Source organism: Mycobacterium colombiense (assembly GCF_001953985.1).
Classification (GTDB): Bacteria; Actinomycetota; Actinomycetes; order Mycobacteriales; family Mycobacteriaceae; genus Mycobacterium; species Mycobacterium colombiense_B.
In genome coordinates this window covers 17470-33162 of record NZ_MBEI01000079.1, presented here as the reverse complement: position 1 = coordinate 33162, position 15693 = coordinate 17470, and the positions used below count along the sequence as shown (strand labels likewise).

Annotated in this window: 8 protein-coding genes; 1 reads left to right on the top strand and 7 read right to left on the bottom strand. The window is 69.0% G+C overall.

Annotated elements, in window-relative coordinates; all coding sequences use genetic code 11:
* Positions 1-224: 224 nt before the first annotated feature.
* The 4 genes from pks2 to fdxA all read right to left on the bottom strand — a co-directional run bounded on the left by pks2 (position 225) and on the right by fdxA (position 10883).
* Positions 225-6611 (bottom strand): sulfolipid-1 biosynthesis phthioceranic/hydroxyphthioceranic acid synthase, encoded by a 6387-nt coding sequence (gene pks2 / locus A5732_RS24210; protein WP_076103508.1) that lies wholly within the window; start codon positions 6609-6611, stop codon positions 225-227.
* Positions 6612-6970: 359 nt separating this feature from the next.
* On the bottom strand, positions 6971-9334 hold the full coding sequence (locus A5732_RS24205) for an APC family permease (RefSeq protein WP_076103635.1): 2364 nt from the start codon (positions 9332-9334) through the stop codon (positions 6971-6973).
* 95 nt (positions 9335-9429) lie between these two features.
* Positions 9430-10515: a succinyldiaminopimelate transaminase gene (gene dapC, locus A5732_RS24200; RefSeq protein ID WP_142256676.1), complete on the bottom strand. Its 1086-nt coding sequence runs from the start codon at positions 10513-10515 to the stop codon at positions 9430-9432.
* 41 nt (positions 10516-10556) lie between these two features.
* Positions 10557-10883 (bottom strand): ferredoxin, encoded by a 327-nt coding sequence (gene fdxA, locus A5732_RS24195; RefSeq protein WP_007773662.1) that lies wholly within the window; start codon positions 10881-10883, stop codon positions 10557-10559.
* Between the two features lie 388 nt (positions 10884-11271).
* Between fdxA and A5732_RS24190 the strand changes: the two genes are divergently transcribed.
* Positions 11272-11604, top strand: a complete 333-nt coding sequence (locus A5732_RS24190; RefSeq protein ID WP_007773659.1) for a hemophore-related protein — start codon at positions 11272-11274, stop codon at positions 11602-11604.
* Positions 11605-11628: 24 nt separating this feature from the next.
* Here the strand turns inward: A5732_RS24190 and A5732_RS24185 are convergent, their stop codons facing one another.
* The 3 genes from A5732_RS24185 to A5732_RS24175 all read right to left on the bottom strand — a co-directional run bounded on the left by A5732_RS24185 (position 11629) and on the right by A5732_RS24175 (position 15627).
* Entirely contained in the window at positions 11629-12393 is a 765-nt protein-coding gene (locus A5732_RS24185) for a maleylpyruvate isomerase N-terminal domain-containing protein (RefSeq protein ID WP_076103506.1), read from the bottom strand.
* Between the two features lie 39 nt (positions 12394-12432).
* A complete protein-coding gene (locus tag A5732_RS24180; RefSeq protein WP_081389612.1) occupies positions 12433-15072 on the bottom strand; it encodes a bifunctional FO biosynthesis protein CofGH in 2640 nt (879 codons plus the stop codon).
* A gap of 93 nt (positions 15073-15165) precedes the next feature.
* Positions 15166-15627, bottom strand: coding sequence for a hypothetical protein (locus A5732_RS24175; protein WP_076056015.1), 462 nt, complete (start codon positions 15625-15627; stop codon positions 15166-15168).
* Positions 15628-15693 lie beyond the last annotated feature (66 nt).

The following is a 15693-nucleotide window of genomic DNA, read 5'->3' as shown; positions in this document are numbered from 1 at the left end:
GCCACACACCTTCACCATATTGTTTAGCAACGAATCCGGATTAGAACCAGCCCACAAGTAAAGATGGCCAACTTACGGGGGTTTTTCCGTTGCTGGGCTACCCGCTGACCCTGCCGCATCCAGGCCGTTCCGGAACCCGGACGGCAATCGCGTGGCGGGGGATGTGACGCGGCGCGACGGTAAACGCCGACGCAATTTTATTTACGGTCCGGCGCCTTTGCGGGTCAGGATGCTGTCGGCGCGGCTTCCAGGTCGGCCAGCTCCTCGCACAGGTGGTCGGCCAAACCGCGAACGGTGGTGATCTTGGTGGGGCTGACGCGCACACCCGTTTCGGTTTCGATGCGGGTCCGCAGCTCCAGGTTCCCCAGCGAATCCAGGCCGTAGTCGGACAGCGGCCGATCCGGATCGATTGTGCGCCGGAGCAATAGGCTGATCTGACCGGAGACCAGCCGGCGGATGGCCGACGGCCATTCCTCGCGCGGCAGCGCCTGCAGCTCGGCGAGGAACTTGCCGGTGTCCGGTTTGCCTTGGCCCAGCGAGCCGAACGCTTCGGCGAAGCGGCTGCGTTGTGCGAAGGACGTCAACCATGGCGTCCCCACGATCGGCGCGTAGCCCGAATACGGGCGGTCGTAGCGCAGCAGCGTTTCGAAGGCGCGGAAACCCTCGGCCGGCGTGATCGCGATGCCGGCGTCCTCGGCCAGGGCGGTGGCGCGGCCTACCTCGGACCACGCGCCCCAGGCGATCGAGGTGGCCGGAAGACCTTGGGCGCGGCGCCAATACGCGAACGCGTCCAGCCAGCTGTTGGCCGCGGCGTAGGCGCCCTGCCCAGGCGACCCCACCAGCGCGGCGGCCGACGAGAAGGCGCAGAACCAGTCCAGCGGCTGCCCGGTTTCCCGCAGTGCTTGATGCAGGTTCCACGCGCCGTAAACCTTTGGCGCCCAGCACCGGTCGATGAGCTCGTCGGTGACATTCGCCAGCGTGGCGTCCGCCACGACCGCGGCGGCGTGCAGCACGCCCCGCACCGGCAGCCCGGTGGCCGTGGCGCACGCCACCAACCGCTCGGCCGTCTGCGGCTCGGCGATGTCACCGCACTCCACCGCGATGTCTGCCCCCGCGGCCCGAAGCCGCTCGATGACGTCGCGCGCCTGCTCGTTGGGTTGCGAGCGGGAGTTGAGCACGATCCGTCCGCAGCCCGCCGCGGCGTGACGAGAAGCCATCCTGCCGGCCAGGAACAAACCCAGGCCGCCGAGTCCGCCGGTGATGATGTAGGCGCCGTCGGCGCGGAACGGCCGCACCTTGTCCGGCGGCACGGCGGCCACACTGCTTCCCGCCCGCGGCACCTGCAGCACCACCTTGCCGGTGTGTCCCGCGCCGGCGACCAGACGCACCGCGGCGGCCGCGTCGTGAATCGGATAGTGCGTGGTGCGCGGCAAGGGAAGTTCACCGGCGGCGGTGCGCTGATACACGGTGCTCAACAGGCGCCGAACCGTGTGCGGGTGGCTGAAAGTCAGCAGCGCGAGGTCGACGGCGAACAGCGAGAGGTTGCGCCGGAACGGGAACAGGCCCAGATGGCTGTCGCCGTAGATGTCCCGCTTGCCCAACTCGACGAAGCGTCCGCCTAAGGCCAGCAATTCGATCCCCGCCCGTTGCGCGGCGCCGGGCAGCGAGTTGAGCACCACGTCGACGCCGTACCCGTCGGTGTCACGGCGGATCTGGTCGGCGAATTCCGTGCTGCGCGAGTCATAGACGTGCTCAATACCCATGTCGTGCAGCAGTTGCCGGCGCTGCGGGCTGCCCGCGGTCGCGAAGATCTCACAGCCCACGGCCCGGGCGATCGCGATGGCCGCCTGCCCGACGCCACCGGTCCCGGAATGGATGAGCACCTTGTCGGTCGGTGCGATGCGCGCCAGATCGTGCAGTCCGTACCACGCGGTCGCGGACGCGGTCGGCACCGCGGCCGCGTCTTCCAGCGGCACCTCGGGCGGCAGCGTGACCGCGTGCCGGGCGTCGGCGATGACGAATGTGCCCCAGCATCCGTTGCGGGATATTCCGCCGACGGGGTCGCCGACCTTGTGCTCGGAGACGTCCGGGCCGACGGCGGTCACCACGCCGGCGAAGTCGCCGCCCAACTGCTGCTGGTAGCCCTCGAATGTGGGGTAACGCCCAAAGGCGACAAGCACATCCGCGAAGTTGATGGTCGACGAGGCCACCGCCACCTCGATCTCCCCCGGCCCGGGCGCCACCCGGTCGAACGCGGCGAACTCCAGCGATTCGAGGTCACCGGGAGTGCGGATCTGCAGGCGCATGCCGTCGCGCTCGTGATTGACGACGGTGGTGCGCCGCTCGGACGGGCGAAGCGGACCGGGCCGCAGGCGCGCGGCGTACCACTGGCCGCCGCGCCAGGCCGTCTCGTCTTCCTCCGAGCCGCTTTTCAGTTGCAGCGCAACCTGTTCGGTATCGGTCGAGTCGTCCACATCGATCTGGGTGGCGCTCAGATGCGGATGCTCGGAGTCGATCACCCGCATCAGTCCGCGCAGCCCGGCCTGCGTCAGGTTCACCACATCACCGGCGGCCACGCTCGCGGCGTTGCGGGTCACCACGTACAACCGCGGCGACTCCCCCGGCAGCTCCGAGAGCTCGCGGGCGATGGCCGCGAGATGCGACACGTGATCCCGGCCGCGCCGCTGCGCGTGCGGATCGCCCACGGCGCCAGCGGATCCCGCGGTCACCACGACGACGCCGGTCAGCCCCTTCAGCGGGCCGTTACCGTTGGAGGCGGTCGCGCCGCCGCCGGACAGTAGCGTCCGCAGCCATGCGGTGTCCACGGTCCCGAGGGGAACCGGCACCGTGGTGCAGTGCGCGCCATCGGAATTCAGTACCTCGGCAAGCCGCGCCGGCAGCGGGTCGCGATCGTCGGACGCGTTGAGCAGCACCCACGAGCCGCTCTCGCCGTGCGCGGCCTCGGGCAGCTCCCGGGGCTCCCAATCGATCGTCAACAGCCGCTCGTTGAGCAGCCGGTGGGCGTGTTCGCGTTCGGACGTGCCGCCGGACAGCCGCAGTCCCTCGACGGTCAACAGCACCGTTCCGGATTGGTCCAGCACGTCGAGGTCTGCTTCGCATTCGCCGGGCCGGGCGGACGTGACCCGGGTGAGACAGTAGTGCGCGTTGCGCGTCGAGTGATAGTTACGCAGCCTGCGCACACCGACCGGCAATAGCAGGCCGCCGGCGCCGGCCTGCTGCACCTGCGGTGAGACGACGACCGACTGGAAGCACGCGTCGAGCAGAGCCGGGTGCGCGGCGTAGGCCGACTGCTGCGAGCGAATGGCGCCGGGCAGTGCCACTTCGGCAAGCACCGTAGTGATCTCCCCGTCGGGAACCAGCACGGCGGCCAGGCCAGAAAACGCCGGGCCGTAGTGAATTCCCACGGCGTCGAACGCCTTTCGCAATTCCGCACCGCCCATGCGCGTCGGGTGGTTGGCGATCAGCGTGTCCAGGTCGTGCGCGGGCGGCAGCTGCGACTCGGCCGAATCCGCGTCGGCTCCCGCGTCGACATGCAGGACCGCGCTCGCCCGGCGGATGCGTTCGCCCTCCCCGTGGGTGTCCACGGTGAAGTCGAGAACACCGGGTGCGGCGACCGTCGCGGCCGCCGACGCCAGCGTCTCGTCACCCAGCAACAGCGTCCGCAAGAACGCGACGTCGCGGACCTCGGCGCCGTCACCGAGGGCCGCACGCGCGGCCGCGAGCGCCATCTCGCAATAGGCGGCACCGGGAAACGCCGCGACACCGTGGATTTGGTGATCCGCAAGCCACGGGTGGGCGTCGGTGCCGATCTCGCCCTGCCAGACGTGGCGCTCGGGTTCCTCCTGCAGGTGCACGTGCGCACCGAGCAAGGGGTGCACGGCCTGGACCGAGGCGCCGTGCGCCTGCTCCTTTGCCTCGCGGCTGAGCATCAACCGGCGGTGGGTCCACGTCGGCAGCGGGGCGTCCACCAATCGCCCGGTCGGGTACTGGACGGCGAAGTCGACCTGCGCGCCGGCGCTGTGCACGTCGGCGACGAAGCGGCGCAGGCCGAACGGCAGCTCTCCCCCGCATGCGGGTGGTACCCCCGGCTCGCGTCGTCGCATGGCCGCCAGGGCGGCGATGGGCATGTCCAGGCTGCCGGCGTTCTGCTCGACGGCGTGCGTCAGCAGCGGATGCGGCGCCAGCTCACCGAAGACGCGGAACCCATCCTTGAGTGCCGCCTGCACCGCGGCCGCGAATCGCACGGTGTAGCGCAGGTTTTCGGCCCAGTATTCGCCGGTGAACGACGGCCGTTCGCGCGGATTCCACAGTGTCGCGGAATAGTACGGAACCTCGGGCGCCGTCGGTCGCAGCTCGGCGAGGGCGTCGACCAGCTCGTCGAGGATCGGTTCCACCTGCGGTGAATGCGAGGCGACGTCCACGGCCACCTCGCGCGCCATCACGTCCTGCTCCTGCCAGGCCGCGACCAGATCGCGGATGGTCTGGGTGTCACCGCCGACGACGGTCGATGTCGGCGACGCGACCACCGAGAGCACCACGTCGGAGACGCCGCGAATCGAAAGTTCGGACAACACTTGCTGTCCCGGCAGTTCCACCGATGCCATCGCACCGCTGCCCGCGATCCGCGCCATCAGCCTCGAGCGTCGGCAGATGACGCGCACACCGTCGGCCACCGACAACCCGCCGGCGACGACGGCCGCCGCGGATTCGCCGAGCGAATGCCCGATGACGGCCCCGGGACGCACCCCGTAGGACTTCATCGTCTCGGCGAGCGCGACCTGCATCGCGAAGATCGTCGGCTGCACCTTGTCGATGCCGGTCACCGTCTGCGGCCCGGACAGGGCCTCGGTCACGGAAAAGCCGGATTCCGCGGCGATCAACGGCTCGATGGCCGCGATGGTCGCGGCGAACACCGGCTCCTTGGCCAGCAGTTCGGCGCCCATTCCCGGCCATTGCGAACCCTGGCCGGAGAACACCCACACCGGTCCGCGGTCGCCTTGCCCCACCGCGGGCTGGTACGGGATGTCGCTGTCGGCGACCGCGCGCAGCTCGGCGCGCAACTCGCCGAAGCTGTTCGCCGAGACCACGGTCCGCACCGGCCGGTGCGCGCGCCGGCGCGACAGCGTGTAGCCCAGATCCCATAGGCCGGCGCCACTTTCGCCGTCAACGGCGCCGTGCTCGTCCAGCCAGTCGGCCAGCCGGGCGGCCGTGACACGCAGCTGCTCGGCGGAGGTGGCCGACAGGGGAAACAGCAGCGGGGACCCGGCCGGCTCATCAGGAGCCTGCGCCGGCGCCTGTTCGGGGGCCTGTTCCAGGATGGCGTGCACGTTGGTGCCCGACATCCCGTACGACGACACCGCGGCGCGTCGCGGGTGGGGGCCGTTGCTGGGCCACGGCGTATTGCTCTGCGGCACAAAAAGATCCGTCTTGAGCCGGGCCATCTCGTCGGGGAGCCGGGTGAAGTGCAGGTTCTGCGGCACCACGGCGTGCCGCAGCGCGAGGATCGCCTTCATCAGTCCCAGCGGCCCGGACGCCGACTGCAGGTGGCCGAAGTTGGTCTTCACCGATCCCAGGGCGCAGGGGCCGCCGGTGCCGTATACGGCGGCCAGGCTGGCGAATTCGATCGGATCGCCGACGGGGGTGCCGGTGCCGTGCGCCTCGACCAGGCCGACCGTGGCCGCGTCGACGTCCGCGATTTCCAGGGCCTTCCGGTACACGGCGACCTGAGCCGTTTCCGAGGGCGCCGCGATGTTCACGGTGCGGCCGTCCTGATTGGCCGCGGTGCCGCGCAGTACCGCCAGGATGCGCTCGACGTCGCGCTGCGCGTCGTCGAGCCGCTTGAGCAGCAGCATCACGCAGCCCTCGCCGGACACGAAGCCGTCGGCGCGGACATCGAAGGCGTGGCAGCGGCCGCTCGGGGACAGCATGCCCTGCAGCGAGCCCGAAACGGACTTGCGCGGTTCCAGGGTCACCACGACGCCACCGGCCAGGGTGAGGTCGGATTCGCCGCTGCCGAGGCTGCCGCACGCCTGGTGGACGGCCATCAGCCCCGACGAACACGCCGTGTCCACCGTGACGGCCGGGCCGCGCAGGCCGAGGGCGTAGGCCACGCGCCCGGACGCGAAGCTGTTGCTGGTGCCGGTGAATCCGTACGGCCCTTCGGCCGCGCCGCAGTCGGCGGACAGCAATTCGTAGTCGCCGTGCGTCAGGCCGACGAATACCCCGGTCTGCGAATGGATCAGGGACGCGGGATCCAGGCCGGCGTGCTCGATGGCGTCCCAGGACGTCTCCAGCAGCAGGCGGTGTTGCGGGTCGATCGCGGTGGCCTCGCGCTCGGTCATCCCGAAGAAGTCGCAGTCGAAGCCGCCGACATCGTCGAGGAACGCCCCCCACCGGGTTACCGATCGGCCGGGTACGCCGGGCTCGGGGTCGTAGAACAGGTCCGCATCCCACCGGTCGGCGGGAATTTCGCCGACGAGGTCGTCACCGCGCAGCAGCGCCTCCCAGAGGCGTTGGGGGGAATCGATCCCGCCGGGGAGCCGGCAGGCCATCCCGATAACGGCAACGGGTGTGACGTTCGCGGCACGCAAAGTGCAAGTCCCCTATCCTCGCCCAACCGGTTGGGCATTCGATAGCCATGCGCATGCGCGCGGGTGGCCGTGAGCATCGGCACGCACCGTCTGTGCTCACGTGTTTCAGCCTATTATGCAGATGTCAGTTTACCTTCGGACCAGGTCAGCTTAGCCGGAGTAAACAATTTCGGGTCGGCGTTCCGAAAACGCGCCGGCAAGACTGAGTGGTCGCGAAACACGCGCCGTGACTGTGCAATCCGTTGATGCGGCTCCCCGGCACGCCCTGGCGCCTACCCAACCCGCGCCATCCTTGGTGGGAACCGGGGCATCGAAAGCGCCTCACTCGGAAGGCAATTGGCGGCTATTCAGCCGGCCGGTTACGTATCGGCGGCTTGGTCGGAGTCCTCGGACTCGGCGTCCTTCGCGGGGTCCTCGATGACTTGATATGCCGGGTCGAGCATGGATATGGCCCGGGTACCGGTCTGGCGGGCCTTGCCGGTGATCCGCAGCACCTGACCGGGCTGGATGTCGGCGCCCCCGTTGCCCGGGCGGAAGGTGACGGTCATTTCGCCGGTGTTGTCTCCGATGACGATCTGCCGATGGGTCCGGCCGCGGGTCGTGACGTCTTCGACCTCGCTGACCCGCCCTTCGACGCTGGCGCGCTGCCCGGAGATCAGGCCCGCCACCATGATCACCGACCGGGGCCGCTCGGGGTGTTCGTAGGCGTCGACCTTCCGGTCCTCGTCCTGGGACACCCACGCCTCGATCTTGTCGATGCCCTGCCCGAGGCGCTGCTCCAAGGTGTCGGGGTAGGCCTCCCTGATCCGGGATTCGACATCGTAGGGCACGATCGTGGCCGCGGCGTCGGGGATGAGGCTGACCGCTCGCGAGATCCTGTCCGCGGTGCGGTCGTGCAACACCCGGCCCAACAGCCGGGCGAAGGTCCGGCGCGGCAGTAGCACCGTCACATTGGTCCGCGCGTTCTCGTCGAGCGCCTTGGCCACCAGCAGCTGCGCGGCCCGGCTGATCCGGCGGTCGGGGCAATCCACAATCCGCAGCGGAGTGTCGAGTTCGAAATGGTCCCAACGCTTTCGCAGCAGCGCGGCGTGGGCCGGGTCGACCATGAAGTGCACCGCGATCAGCTCGTCGGCCCGCAGTCCCCGGCCGTAGCGCAAGGCCTCGATCACCGCCAGGTCGACGGAGTCGACGAACACGAACACCCGGTGCCGCGCGTACTTCACCAGCTCCGGGCGGTCGGTGCGGAACATCTCGAGAATGGCCGCCTCGGCGCGGTATTCGCGGTTGAGCCGGGTCAGCATGAACACCAACAGGGGGAACACGACGACCACCAGCCAGGCGCCCTCGGTGAACTTCGCCACCGCGAAGATGCCCACCACGATCGTCGACAAGACCGCCGCGGACAGGTTGATCGCCAGCCGGCGTCGCCAGCCCGGTTCCCGGTGCGTCAGATGGTGTTTGGTCATCCCGTAGCCGGCCATCGAGAAGCCGGTGAACACGCCGATCGCGTAGAAGGGCACCAGCGCGTTCACCGACCCGCCGGTGGTCACCAGCAGTGCGACCGAGAGCGCCGTCAGCGTGATGATGCCGTTCGAAAACACCAGGCGGTGGCCACGTTTGGTGAGCTGCCGGGGCAGGAAGCGGTCCTCGGCGACGAAACTGGCCAGGGCCGGAAAGCCGTTGAAGCTGGTGTTCGCGCCGGTGAACAAGATGGAGGCCGTCGCCGCCTGGACCAGGACGTAGAAGACGTCACCGACGGTACCGCTGCCGAACACGGCGCGGCCGATCTGCGAGAGCACCGAGGGGTACTCCGTCAGATACGGCGTCGCGTGGGTGACGTGGGCCAGGTAGGCGACGCCGGCCAGCAGCAGGCCGAGGACGGTCGCCATCGCGGTCAGCACTCGACGCGCGTTGCGGCCCTGGGGCTTTCGGAAGTAGTCGACCGTGTTGGAGATGGCCTCGACCCCGGTCAGCGACGAACCGCCGTTGGCGAACGCACGCAGCAGCACCAAGATCGTGGCGCCCAGCACCAGGCCGTTGCCCTGGTGCACCGGCACCGTGCCGGCCATGTGGCTGGGATCGTAGGTGGGCAGGTTCCCGATGGCCGCGCGGACGACGCCGATCACGATGGTCAGCCCGACCATGACGATGAAGGAATAGGTCGCCACCGCGAACGGCAATCCCGCTTCCTTCAGGCCCCGCAGGTTGGCGTAGCAGATGATGAGCACCACGGCGACGGTGATCTCGAGGCTGTACGGGCCCAGCGCGGGAATCGCCGAGACCACCGCGACGGTCCCGGCCGCCGACTGCACGGCGACGGTGACCACATAGTCGATCAACAGCGCCGCGGCGGCGATCTGCGCAACTCTGGGCCCGAAATTGTCGCGCGCGACGATGTACGAACCGCCCGCGCGGGTGTAGGCCATGACCACCTGCCGATACGACGCGGCCACCAGCACCAGGATCAGCAGGATGACACCGGTGATGGGCAGCAGCAGGAGGAACGCGGCCAGACCGGCGTGGGGCAGCAGTTCGATCAGGATCTGCTCGGGACCGTACGCGACGGAGGAGACGGCGTCAGGCGAAAGTGCGCCCAGCGCAACGGAATTCGATAGTTTCTCGGACGCGATGTCCTCGGTGATCAGCGGCTTTCCGAGGAACACCCGCTTGGCGATGTCCCCTAGCGAGAGCGGGATGCGCAGCTTGCCGGTCGAACTGGTCACGAGCACCGTCCTTAGCCAGAGAACGTGGAACGCCTCCGATGCATTGTGCACGCCCGCCCGTCCCGGGCGCCCGCGGCGCGCGCCGGCTGGGCGGGTTAGGCGAGCCGCTGCACGGCGGCGGCGATCCGCTCGTCGCTGGCGGTCAGAGCAACCCGCACGTGCTGCGCACCGCGCGGCCCGTAGAAATCGCCCGGCGCCACCAAAATGCCGCGCTGCGCCAGCCACGCGACGCTGTCGTGGCTCGGCTCGCCGCGGGTGGCCCACAGATAAAGGCCGGCTTCGGAGTAGTCGATGGTGAAGCCGGCCGAGCGCAGGGCGGGCAGCAGCGCCGCGCGGCGCCGTTCGTAGCGCTCCCGCTGCGCCAGCTCGTGGGCGTCGTCGTCCAGGGCCGCCACCATGGCCGCCTGCACCGGCGTGGGCACCATCATCCCGGCGTGCTTGCGCACGGCGAGCAGCTCGGCGACCAGCTCGGGGTCTCCGGCGACGAAACCGGCCCGGTACCCGGCCAGCGACGAGCTCTTGGACAGGGAGTGGATCGCGAGCAGGCCGGCATGGTCGCCGTCGCACACCGAGGGATGCAGGATCGACAGCGGCTGCTCGTCCCAGCCCAGTCCCAGATAGCACTCGTCGGAGGCCACCAGGCAGCCCCTGTCGCGGGCCCAGCCGACCACTTTGCGCAGGTGATCGACGCCGAGGACGCGTCCGGTCGGATTGCTCGGCGAGTTCAGGTAATACAGCGACGGCGATTGCGGGCCCAGCTGGGTCAGCGAATCCGCGCGCAGCACCCGCGCCCCGGCCAGCCGGGCCCCGACGTCATAGGTCGGATACGCCAGCTCGGGCACCACGATCAGGTCGGTGGGGCCCAGGCCCAGCAGCGTGGGCAGCCAGGCGATGAGCTCCTTGGTGCCGATGACCGGGAGCACGGCCGCCTCGGTCAGCCCGGTTATGCCGAACCGGCGGTCCAGCGCCGAGACCGCCGATTGGCGCAGCCGGGCGGTGCCCACGGTGGCGGGATAGCCCGACGCCGAACCGGCGGCGGCCAGCGCCTCCTGGATAACCGGGGCGACCGGGTCGACCGGGGTGCCGACCGAGAGGTCGACGATCCCGTCCCGATGGGCGCCGGCCTGCGCTTTCGCGTCGGCCAGGGTGTCCCAGGGGAACTCCGGCAGGGACGCCGACACGGCCGGCCGGCGCTTTTTGAGCTGGTGTGGCACCGGGCCGCTCAGTCGCCTTCGCCCTGCGGTGGCAGATCCTTGACCACTTGCGGGTCGTTCTCGGTCATGCCGACCTTGGCCGCGCCGCCGGGTGATCCCAGCTCGGCGAAGAAGTCGGCGTTGATCTGCGTGTACTGGCTCCACTGGTCCGGCACGTCGTCTTCGTAGTAGATCGCTTCGACGGGGCAGACCGGCTCGCACGCCCCGCAGTCGACGCATTCGTCGGGGTGGATGTAGAGCATCCGAGCGCCTTCATAGATGCAGTCGACCGGGCACTCCTCGATACAGGCTTTGTCCTTGATGTCGACACAGGGTTCGGCGATCGTGTACGTCACAGACGTCTCCTCCATGTACTAGGTCATCTCGTGGGCTGAAATGTGGCTGCTGTTCAGCTCGCACCGGCGCGTCCGACCGCTTCCGATGAAGCTCTCGGTTACTGATACTAGACGTTGCAGATACAGGTCAACCATTTGGCGCGCCTGTCGATACACAGATTTAAGACCGACAGTCTCGGAGGCCGCGACCGGGTCCCGTTTCGCCGAGGGCGAACAACGCTGACGAGCCGCTGACCTGCGAAAAGTAACGCTTCGGCAGTGGCGGTCGATAGCTCTTGCGTTGCGAGCACGCTCACGGGGCCTGGTAATCTCATCCGAAAGACGGCAACCGCTGGGCAGACGTTCTCGCCGTAATAGCGGTGCATTAACTCGGGGAAGGTGTCCACACATGAGGCTGTCGTTGAGCAAATTGGGCGTTGCGGTTGGCAGCGCGGCGGTGGCGTTGACGGCCGCGGCCGGGGTCGCATCGGCCGACCCGTCGGACGCGATCATCAACACCACCTGCAACTACGGGCAGGTCATCGCGGCGCTGAACGCGACTGACCCGGCTGCCGCCCAGCAGCTGAACTCGTCGCCTGTCGCGCAGTCCTACATCCGCAACTTCCTGGCGGCGCCGCCGCCGAAGCGCCAGCAGATGGCCCAGCAGATCCAGGCCATGCCGTCGGCGCAGAAGTACTACGACGACATCAACCAGGTCGCGGTTACCTGTAACAACTACTGAGCCGATCGCTTCGCACGAAGCGGTTCAGTAACCGCCGAGCAGGCGGCGTACCCGGCCCAGGGTGTCCGGCCCGACGCGGCTGCGAATGCGTGATGGATCGGCGGGCCTACGGCCCCACAGCAACAGCACGCGCGCGGCCGCGTCGGTTTCCAGGGTGGCCGGGCCGTCCGGCTCGGCCAAAGCGATGGTGATCTGATCCGGATCGGCGGCCAGGACGACGTCGTCGGTGCCGTCGGCTCGCAGGCGGGCCTCGATCCGCTCACCCGGCTGCAGCTGCTTGGCCCCCTTCACCAGCAGCGGCCTGCCGACCGCGAGGACGCTGTGCGTGGTCATCCACGGCTCGGCGAGCCGGGCCTGGGCGGCCGGCTCGTCCCCGGTGATGTCCCAGCCGTGCAGGACGAGCTCCTCGCGCATGTGCTCGGCGAACCAGGGCACCTTCATGGTGCGTCCCGTCCAGGCGACATCGGTGTCGGCGGGCACCCCTTCGGCGGCCGCCGCGACATCGTTGAGGGTGACCATCCGGTCCAGCAGCGCGTCCCACAGGTCCGCGTCGTTCAGGGCGCGCAACGGGCCCTCGCGTTCCTCGAAGCCGCGGGTGGCGACGGGCTCACCCGCCAGATGGCCGCCGAGTACCCGGGCGAGTTCTTCGGCGTTTCCGGCCTGATGGACGACGATGTCGCGCACCGTCCATGCTTCACACCAGGTGCCGGCGTCGGGTGCGTGCCTGCGCACCGCATCCACGAACGGCGCCCACTCGGGAAATCTGTCGTCGTCGATTCGTCGCTTCACGGCTTCGGGTATACCCGCCGCCTGTGACAAGAAAGCGAACTAGGCGGCCAGGGTCGTGTAGTCGGTGGTGCGTTGCCGCCCCGGGCGGCCGATGCCCTCGGCAATCGCGATCAGCTCGGCCACCGTCTTGGCCGAGCCGAATTCCGAACCGGCCATCCGCGAGATGGTCTCCTCCATCAACGTGCCGCCCAGGTCGTTGGCGCCGCCGTTCAGCATCACCTGCGTGCGCTCGACACCGAGCTTGACCCAGCTGGTCTGAATCTGGGAGATGCGGCCGTGCAACATGATTCGAGCCAGCGCGTGCACCGCCCGGTTGTCGCGATGGGTGGGCCCGGGACGCGACGCGCCGGCCAGATACAGCGGCGAGCTCTGGTGCACGAACGGCAACGGCACGAATTCGGTGAAACCGCCGGTGCGGTCCTGGATGTCGCGCAGCACGTTGAGATGGCCGACCCAGTGCCGCGGGCTGTCGACATGGCCGTACATCATGGTCGACGACGACCGCAGCCCCACCTCGTGTGCGGTGCTGACGATTTCGATCCACAACGACGTCGGCAACTTGCCCTTGGTCAGCACCCAGCGCACTTCGTCGTCCAAGATCTCGGCGGCGGTGCCCGGGATGGTGTCCAGGCCCGCCTCGCGCAGGCTGATCAGCCACTCACGAATGCTCAACCCGCTCTTGGTAACACCGTTGGCGATCTCCATCGGCGAAAACGCGTGCACGTGCATCGACGGCACCCGCGCTTTGACCGCCCGGACCAGGTCGGCGTAGCCGGTGACCGGTAGCTCGGGGTCGATGCCGCCCTGCATGCACACCTCGGTGGCGCCTTCGACGTGCGCCTCCCACGCGCGGTCGGCGACCTCCTCGGTGGACAGCGAGTACGCGTCGGCGTCCCCCTTGCGCTGCGCGAACGCGCAGAACCGGCACCCGGTGTAGCAGATGTTGGTGAAGTTGATGTTGCGGTTCACCACGAAGGTCACGTCATCGCCGACGGTCTCGCGGCGCAGCGTATCCGCAAGGGCGGCAACGGCTTCCAGCGCCGGACCGTCGGCGGTCGCCAGCGACAGGTATTCGCTGTCGGAGCAGCCGGCGGGGTCGCGTTCGGCGGAGCGCAGCGCGGCAAGCACGTCGGTGTCCAGGCGTTCTGGCGCTTTGGCGCCCTGCGCGGCCAGTTCGTTGACGTGGGCACGGATCGATTCCCAGTCGCCGAAGGCGCTGTCGATATCGCTGCGGGTTTCGGTGTTGCGGCCCTCGCTGTCGATCGCCGCGTTGAGGTCGACCCGGCCCGAGGAGCCGACGTCGTCGGGCTCCTGCCAGGGCATCCCCACCGGGTTGACGTCGCGAGCCAGACCGGTCGCCGGATCGGCCAGCGCCGTCACGTGTCCCTGCACGCGCGGGTCGACCCAGGCCGAGCCCGCCTGCACGTATTTGGGCTGCGCGGTCAGCCGCTGAACCAGCTCGTAGCCGGCCTCGGCGGTGACGGCGGCCAGCTCGTCCAGGGCCGGCCACGGCCGCTCCGGGTTGACGTGGTCGGGCGTCAGCGGTGAAACACCGCCCCAGTCGTCGACTCCGGCGCCGATCAGTGCGAGGCATTCGTCGCGGGATACCAGGTTCGGGGGCGCCTGAATGCGCATCCCGGGGCCGAGCACCAACCGCGCCACCGCCACCGTCGCCAGGTAGTCCTCGATGCCGGCGTCGGGGACGGCGGCCATCGCGGTGTGTTCCTTGGCCCGGAAGTTCTGCACGATCACTTCTTGCACGTGACCGAACTCCTTGTGCGACTTGCGAATCGCGTGCAAGGTGTCGGCACGTTCGGCGAGGGTCTCGCCGATGCCGACCAGCAGGCCGGTGGTGAACGGAATCGACAACCGGCCCGCGTCGGTCAGCGCCCGCAGCCGGACGGCCGGGTCCTTGTCCGGGCTGCCATAGTGCGCAAGCCCTTTCGTTTCGAACAGCCGCCGCGACGTCGTCTCGAGCATCATGCCCATCGACGGCGCCACCGGCTTGAGCCGCGCCATCTCCGACCAGCTCATGACGCCGGGGTTCAGGTGCGGCAGCAGGCCGGTTTCCTCGAGCACCCGGATCGCCATCGCGCGCACGTAGGACAGCGTGGAGTCATAGCCACGGGCCTCCAGCCACTCGCGCGCCTCCGGCCAGCGATCCTCGGGCCGATCACCGAGGGTGAATAGTGCTTCCTTGCAACCCAGTTCGGCACCGCGGCGGGCGATGTCGAGAATCTCGTCGGGCTCCAGGTACATGCCGGCGCCCTGGGCGCGCAGCTTGCCGGGGACGGTGACGAAGGTGCAGTAATGGCAGCTGTCCCGGCACAGATGGGTGACCGGGATGAAAACCTTGCGTGAGTAGGTGATCGGCAGCCCGCCGCCCGGGCCGCGGCGTCCGGCCGACTCCAGACCCGCGTCACGCACCCGCGCCGCGCTGGCGCACAGATCCGCGAGATCCGCGCCGCGCGCGGTCATCGCGATCGCGGCCTCGTCGATGTTCAGCGCCACACCATCTCGAGCCCGTCGCAATACCCGTCGCAGCGCAGAGGCACTGACCTCAGTGGGGGCCTTGGCCGGAACCACAGGGTTAGGCAAAGCGGTAGGCTCCTCGCCCGGAGTCAACAGCACTTTGGTGTAACTTCCCGACGATCGAATTTCATCCGTGCGTCCCAACATAAATCGTGGCACCCGTTGGCGGGTCCCGTCTGGGCAACAGTCAACAGTAGCGGCACACCCGCGCGGGCAGGCGGGCGACATCCCTGCCGAATGTCAGACGCCCCGGCCGCGCCGCCACAGCACCCACACGGGCGGTACGACCCCCAGGACCAGCAGCAATAACGCCCCGTAGGCCATCAGGCCGCGGCCGCCCAGGATGACATCGTCGGCCGGGCCGCCCATGCTGATCACCGCCACCGTCAGCAGCCAGGTCCACAACGGCAACGCCGCGAGCCGCGGCGAGCGGGTCCAGCGACCGGCGGCCCACACCAGCGCCGCGTTGACCAGTCCAGAAATCAGTCCACTGATCGGAAACGGAACCGTCCCGATATAGAGAGGCAGCAGCAGAGCTCCGGCAAGTGCGGAGAACACCCCGTCGACCGCCAAGAGGGCCAACACGACGAAACGGATCGCGGGGTCGGTGGCGCCGCTGTCGTCGACGGGCGCGACGCGTGGCTTGGTTTCGGTCAGGTCGGGACGCTGTCGATGTTGGACATGATGGAACCGATAACCCATTGCAGGCTGTCCAGCCGGTCCTGCCAGTGCTGCTGATTAGGGTCCAGGTCGGGGTCCATGCGAATT

Coding starts and splice junctions, on each gene's coding strand:
- A5732_RS24190 (WP_007773659.1), top strand. CDS start 11,272: ATGAGGCTGTCGTTGAGCAAATTGGGCGTTGCGGTTGGCAGCGCGGCG.
- A5732_RS24180 (WP_081389612.1), bottom strand. CDS start 15,072: ATGTTGGGACGCACGGATGAAATTCGATCGTCGGGAAGTTACACCAAA.
- A5732_RS24175 (WP_076056015.1), bottom strand. CDS start 15,627: ATGGGTTATCGGTTCCATCATGTCCAACATCGACAGCGTCCCGACCTG.